Here is a 6,684-nt window from a genome sequence, read left to right as displayed (position 1 = left end):
TCCTGGCCCGGCAAGGGGAGTTGCTTTGCAATCAGCCTGCCGCTGGTGGCGGCGTCGCCGCCGGTAGCGGCGGCAACCGTAGCGGCGGCGGTGCTTGCGCCGACGACCGGCCTGCGCCTGCTGGTCGTGGACGATGATCCGGCCAATCGCGCGGCGATGCAAGCGGCTTTGGACGGCATGGGACATGACTGTGTGGTGGCGGCGACGGAAAGCGAGGCGTTGGCGGCCAGCGGGCCATTTGATGGCGCTTTGGTTGATTTCGCGCTGGGCACGGCGCGCGATGGCATCGACTTGATCGACGCGCTGCGCGATCGATTGCCGGGGCTGGCGGTGGCGCTGGTCACGGCCGAGCGTAGTGAGGCGATGCTGGCGCGCCTCGCCGAGCGGGATATTCCGTTGCTCGCCAAGCCTTTGGCGGCGACGGTGCTGGAACAGTGGATTGCGGAGGTAGCGCGGCGCGGCGCTGGTGGGTCAGCGGTTTCCTAATCCCAGCGCGCGGGCAGCGAGCGCGGCCTGGGTGCGGTTCTGGACGCCGAGTTTGGCGAGGACCGTCGTCATGTGCGACTTGATGGTGGATTCGGCGACCCCCAGTTCCCAGGCGATCTGCTTGTTGAGTTGGCCGTCCAACACGCCGAGCAGGACGCGCAATTGGGTCGGCGTCAGCGAGGCGACCTTGCCGGCCATCTCATCCACCTCATCGGGCATCAGGGGCGCGACGGCGGGGGTTTCGCCCGCCAGAGCGGCGGCAATCGCGTCTTCGATGACGCTCAGATCCTGATCCTTGCCGATGAAGCCGACCGCGCCATAGCGGCGCGCTTCGGCTGCGGCGATCTGCGCATCGGCGCTGGAAATGACGAGGATGGGGACCGAGGGGCGTTCGGCATGGAGTAGCGCCACGCCGGAAAAGCCCGCCGATCCCGGCATTTTGAGGTCGAGCAGGATGAGGAGCAGGTCGCTGGCGGCGGTGGCGGTTTCCACCGCGCGGTCCAGCGTCGCCGCCTCCACGATCCGCGCGTCGGGCGCGACGTTGGAGGCCGCCATGACCAAAGCCTGACGGAAGAGCGGATGATCGTCCGCCACCAAGATGGTGCCTATTGCCGTTGGCTTATCCTTCCCTCTCCACCGCCATCCTGCCCCGCATTGGGCAGCGATGCAAATAGGGGTTATCCCCTAGCCCGGCAAGCGTCTCAGGCCGCTACCATCTGGCTGTCGGCGATCAGCGCTTCGACCACCGACGGGTCGGCCAGCGTCGAAATGTCGCCCAGCGCATCGGTCTCGCCCTCGGCGATCTTGCGCAGGATGCGGCGCATGATCTTGCCCGATCGGGTCTTGGGCAGGCCGGGCGCGAACTGGATGATGTCGGGCGTGGCGATCGGGCCGATTTCGCTGCGGACCCAGGCGACGAGCTGCTTGCGTAGCTCTTCGGACGGTTCCTCATGCGCGTTGAGCGTCACATAGGCGTAGATGCCCTGCCCCTTGATCGGGTGCGGCATGCCCACGACCGCCGCTTCCGCGACTTTGGCATGCGCGACGAGCGCGCTTTCGACTTCGGCGGTGCCCATGCGGTGACCCGACACGTTGATGACGTCATCGACGCGGCCGGTGATCCAATAATAGCCATCGGCATCGCGGCGGGCACCGTCGCCGGTAAAATAGCGGCCCGGATAGGTGGTGAAATAGGTCTGGAAGAAACGCTCATGGTCGCCATAGACGGTGCGCATCTGGCCGGGCCAGCTTTTGGCGATGCACAGATTGCCCTCGGTCGCACCGTCCAGTTCCCTGCCATCGGCGTCGACCAGCAAGGGATGGACGCCGAATAGCGGTTTGGTCGCCGAGCCCGGCTTCAAGTCCGTCGCGCCGGGTAGCGGGGCGATCAGGATGCCGCCCGTTTCGGTCTGCCACCAGGTATCGACGATCGGGCAGCGGCCTTCGCCGACGACGCGGTGATACCATTGCCAGGCTTCCGGGTTGATCGGCTCGCCGACGCTGCCCAGGATGCGCAGCGACGCGCGGCTGGTCGCCTGCACGAAGGCGTCGCCTTCACGCATCAAGGCGCGCAGCGCCGTGGGGGCGGTGTAGAAGATCGCGACGTTCCATTTGTCGCAGACCTGCCAGAAGCGGCTATGGTCGGGATAGTTGGGCACGCCTTCAAACATCAGCGTGGTCGCGCCGTTGGCGAGCGGGCCATAGACGACATAGCTGTGGCCAGTGACCCAACCGATGTCGGCGGTACACCAATAGACTTCGCCGGGGCGGTAATCGAACACCTGCGCATGGGTCATCGCCGCCCAGAGGAGGTAGCCGCCCGTGCTGTGGAGGACGCCCTTGGGCGTGCCGGTCGAACCGGAGGTGTAGAGGATGAACAGCGGGTCTTCTGCGCCCATCGCTTCGGCCGGGCAATCCGGCGCAGCGGCATCGCGGGCGGGACCGTAGAAGAGGTCACGACCCTCCACCATCGGCACGTCCGCGCCGGTGCGCTGGACGACGAGGACGGTTTCGACCGAGGTACAATGGGCAAGCGCCGCATCGACATTGGCCTTCAAGGGCACGGCCTTGCCGCCGCGCAGCCCTTCGTCGGCGGTGATGACCAGGCGGGAGTCGCAGTCGCGGATGCGGCTGGCGAGGCTGTCGGGCGAGAAGCCGCCGAAGACGATCGAATGGACCGCGCCGATGCGGGTGCAGGCCAGCATGGCGAAGGCGGCTTCGGGGATCATCGGCAGATAGAGCGTCACCCGGTCGCCGCGGCGGACCCCCTGTTCTTTTAACACATTGGCGAAGCGGCAGACTTCCTCGTGGAGTTGTGCATAGGTGATGACCCGGCTTTCGCCCGGATTATCGCCTTCCCAGATGATCGCGGGCTGGTCGCCCCGTTCGGCCAGATGCCGGTCGATGCAGTTGGCCGAGACGTTGAGTTGACCGTCGGCGAACCAGCTTATGCCGAAATCAGCCTCATTGAAGCTGCTTTCATCGACCTTGGTGAAGGGGGTGATCCAGTCAAGGCGCTGCGCCTGATCGCGCCAGAAGGCGTCGGGATCGGCCAGCGCCTGCGCATGCATCCGGGCGGCGTCCGCGGCAGTGACCCGCGCATCGGCGGCGAGGGACGCGGGAACGGGATAGAGGGATTCGCTCATGGTTTTGGCCTCTCCAAACTCTTTCGCACTAGCGTAACGAAGCCAGGCCCGCCCGCCATCCTCGACCAAAGTTGGAGGGACTTGCGACCATGGTCCGCCTTATCCTTCCCCTGCCCCGACCCGCATGATGCAAGCATGGCCGGATCGCCACACCCCTTCGCAGAAAGGGGCGACCGGCGGGGAGAGGATGAATGATGACGAATAGAGCATTCATAAATCTAAGGCGCGGGATTGCGATGGGCGCGATGGCGGTGGCTATCGTCAACGCCCCTGGTGCCATGGCGCAGACGGCGCGCGAGGCGGAGCTGGAAGCGCGGCTCAACCAGCTGGAAGCTGCGGTATCGGCGCTGCGCAGCGAATTGACGCAGGCGCGATCCGAGCAACAGACATCGACGCAGATCGCGCAGAAGGCCGACAGCCGCGTCGCGGCACTGGAAGCCAAGCCAGCGTCGGACGGCTTCAAGGTCGGGGCCACCACCTTCAAGCTGGGCGGCTTCGTGAAGGTCGTGGGCAGCGCGACGCGCTATGACGATGGCGCGGTGCCGGGCGGATCGCTGGGCAAGGAATTCTACCTGCCGCAGCAGATTCCGGTGGGCGGCCAAAGCAGCCGCGACATCATCGGCCATGCGCGCCAGACGCGGCTGTCGTTCAGTACCTCCACGCCGCTGGGTGGCAAGGAGATTAAGAGCGTGGTCGAGTTCGACTTCGCGCTGGCGGCAGCCCCCTTGGGTGCGCAGCGGGCGACCAACCCCTATACGCCGACCTTCCGCCGGGGCTTCATCAGCTATGGCAACTGGCTGATCGGGCAGGAATGGACGACCTTCCAAAATCCCGGCCATCTGCCCGAAACCACGGATTTCGTGGGGCCGATGGACGGCGCGATCTTCGTGCGGCAGATGATGGTGCAATATAAGCAACCGCTGGGCAGCGGCTTCGACCTCTATCTGGCGGCGGAAAATCCGCAGACCGAGACGGAGACGACGACCGCCCCTGCCCTGATCGACAACGACCAGGATCGCATCCCCGACCTGGTCGCCAAGCTCGCCTATAAGGGCGCGATCGGCGAACTGCATGTCGCCGGGCTGGTGCGGCAATTGTCGGTGCGCAACAATGGCGTCGGCGACACGGCGATGGGCTGGGGCATCACGACGGGCGGCAAGATTCCGTTCGGGCCGGAGGGGCGGCACGACCTGCGCTTCCTGGCCACCTATGGCCATGGCATGGGCCGCTACTTCACCGTCGGCTATGCGCCCGACGCCATCTATGACAGCGCGATCGGCAACCAGTTGCATGTGGTCGACAATGTCGCTGGCTTTGCCGCGCTCAAGCTCGGCTGGACGCCGACGATCCGGTCGACCTTCATGGTCGGATACCAGCATGCCGACTATCCCGGCGGCATCCTGCTGCCGGATCTGGCCAACAAGGCGGCCTACAGCCTGGCCGGCAACCTGTTCTGGTCGCCGGTCAAGAATCTGGATTTCGGGATCGAATATCGTCATGCTCAGCGGGAAGTCGTCAGTGGCCTGAAGGGCCAGATGGACCGTGTCGAGATGGCCGCGAAATATACTTTTTAAGGGAGAGGGCAGATGGCGACAACATATGACGACGGCCAGCCAAAGCGCAGCGTGACGGGGCAGAATGAGAAGCTCGTCATTGCCGCGTCATCGCTGGGCACGGTGTTCGAATGGTATGACTTCTATCTTTACGGCCTGCTGGCGACCTATATTTCGGCGCAATTCTTCTCCGGCGTGAATGAGACGACGGGGTTCATCTTTGCCCTCGCCGCCTTTGCCGCCGGTTTTGCGGTGCGGCCGTTCGGCGCGATCGTGTTCGGGCGGATCGGCGACATGGTCGGGCGCAAGAATACGTTTCTGGTCACCATGGGCATTATGGGCCTGTCGACCTTCGCGGTCGGCATCCTGCCCAATTATGCCAGCATCGGCGTCGCGGCGCCGGTCATCCTGCTGGTCCTGCGTCTGGCGCAAGGCCTGGCGCTGGGCGGCGAATATGGCGGGGCGGCAACCTATGTCGCCGAACATGCGCCGGAGGGGAAACGCGGCCTTTATACCAGCTGGATCCAGACCACCGCGACCTTCGGGCTGTTCGCCGCGCTGCTGGTGGTCATCGGTTTCCGCTTCGCGCTGGGCGAGGAAGCCTTTGCCGCCTGGGGCTGGCGTCTGCCCTTCCTGATCTCGATCTTCCTGCTCGGCGTGTCGATGTGGATCCGCCTGCAGCTCAACGAAAGCCCCGTCTTCCAGAAGATGAAGGACGAAGGCACCACGTCGAAGGCACCGCTGACCGAAGCGTTCGGCAAATGGGGCAATCTGCGCTGGGTCATCATCGCGCTGTTGGGTGCGGTCATGGGTCAGGCGGTGGTCTGGTATGCCGGGCAATTCTATGCGCTCTTCTTCCTGGAAAAGACGCTGCGGGTGGATGGCGCGACGGCTAATATCCTGATCGCCATCGCGCTCGCGCTGGCTACCCCCTTCTTCGTCTTCTTCGGCTGGCTGTCCGACAAGATCGGCCGCAAGCCGATTATCCTGGGCGGTTGTGCGCTGGCGGCGATGACCTACTTCCCGCTGTTCGGGGCGTTGACCAATGCAGCCAATCCCGCGCTGGCGGCGGCGCAGGCCTCCGCGCCTGTGACGATCGTTGCCTATAAGCCCGAATGTTCGTTCCAGTTCGATCCGGTCGGCAAGAACAAGTTCGACACGTCGAGCTGCGACGTCGCCAAGACCTATATGGCCAAGACCGGGGTCAGCTATGACAATGTCGAAGCCGCAGCAGGCACGCCTGCGGTGGTCAGGATCGGCAGCGTCAGCCTGACCGCGCCCGATGCCGCCACGTTGGCGGGACCGGACAAGAAAGCGGCGATCGCGGCCTATCAGGCGCAGTTGCAGGCAGGGCTGGTCGATGCGGGCTATCCGGCCAAGGCGGACACCGCGAAGATCAACAAGGTCGCGGTCGTGGCGATCCTGTGGGCGCTCGCGATGCTGGTGACGATGGTCTACGGGCCGATCGCCGCGATGCTGGTGGAACTCTTCCCCAGCCGCATCCGCTACACGTCGATGTCGCTGCCCTATCATATCGGCAATGGCTGGTTCGGCGGCTTCCTGCCAACGACGGCCTTCGCGATGGTCGCGGCGACCGGGAACATCTATTACGGCCTATGGTATCCGGTGGTCGTTGCAGCCGCCACCGTGGTCATCGGCCTGCTGTTCCTGCCGGAGACGTTCAAGCGCAATATCGACGACTAGTACAGCGACCCGTACAATGGAATCAGGGGCGGCCACCAATAGGAGGCCGCCCTTATTTTATGTCGCCCAGGCCGCGCCCGACTAACGTCGAATGGCCTTTCCTACAGATTTGCGGCAGGATTATTTCCAACATGGGAGAGAAAATCATGGCCCAGGCCTATCTGGACGCACAGATGCGCAGTCAGAACGATCGCGAACGCTATTGGCTGGACGCGGCGCAGGCGATCGAGTGGCAAGTGCCGCCTGTGCGCGCCTGGACCGAGGGCGAAGGCTGGTTTGCGGGCGGCCTGATGAAC

Annotated in this window: 5 protein-coding genes; 3 read left to right on the top strand and 2 right to left on the bottom strand. The window is 64.7% G+C overall.

The genetic code is table 11. The features are described 5' to 3' along the window. Window positions 1–486: response regulator (locus IL54_RS21705; protein WP_193378920.1), on the top strand; the 486-nt coding region annotated here is incomplete at its 5' end. Here IL54_RS21705 and IL54_RS21700 read toward each other — a convergent pair. Both IL54_RS21700 and acs read right to left on the bottom strand, forming a co-directional pair. Beyond that, window positions 472–1,083: a LuxR C-terminal-related transcriptional regulator gene (locus IL54_RS21700; RefSeq protein ID WP_272945528.1), complete on the bottom strand. Its 612-nt coding sequence runs from the start codon at window positions 1,081–1,083 to the stop codon at window positions 472–474. The two genes, IL54_RS21705 and IL54_RS21700, sit on opposite strands and share 15 nt — an antisense overlap. A 104-nt stretch (window positions 1,084–1,187) precedes the next feature. After that, entirely contained in the window at window positions 1,188–3,131 is a 1,944-nt protein-coding gene (gene acs, locus IL54_RS21695; protein WP_037480370.1) for an acetate--CoA ligase, read from the bottom strand. A 236-nt stretch (window positions 3,132–3,367) separates the two neighbouring features. Here acs and IL54_RS21690 point away from each other — a divergent pair, with 236 nt between their 5' ends. After that, window positions 3,368–4,705, top strand: a complete 1,338-nt coding sequence (locus IL54_RS21690; RefSeq protein WP_037480368.1) for a DcaP family trimeric outer membrane transporter — start codon at window positions 3,368–3,370, stop codon at window positions 4,703–4,705. Between the two features lie 12 nt (window positions 4,706–4,717). Further along, complete coding sequence (locus IL54_RS21685; protein ID WP_037480366.1) at window positions 4,718–6,388, top strand: MFS transporter; 1,671 nt, start codon at window positions 4,718–4,720, stop codon at window positions 6,386–6,388. The last annotated feature ends 296 nt before the right edge of the window (window positions 6,389–6,684 follow it).

The organism is Sphingobium sp. ba1, from assembly GCF_000743655.1.
Taxonomy (GTDB): domain Bacteria; phylum Pseudomonadota; class Alphaproteobacteria; order Sphingomonadales; family Sphingomonadaceae; genus Sphingobium.
This window is presented reverse-complemented; position numbering and strand designations above follow the sequence as displayed.

Coding starts and splice junctions, on each gene's coding strand:
- acs (WP_037480370.1), bottom strand. CDS start 3,131: ATGAGCGAATCCCTCTATCCCGTTCCCGCGTCCCTCGCCGCCGATGCG.
- IL54_RS21690 (WP_037480368.1), top strand. CDS start 3,368: ATGGGCGCGATGGCGGTGGCTATCGTCAACGCCCCTGGTGCCATGGCG.
- IL54_RS21685 (WP_037480366.1), top strand. CDS start 4,718: ATGGCGACAACATATGACGACGGCCAGCCAAAGCGCAGCGTGACGGGG.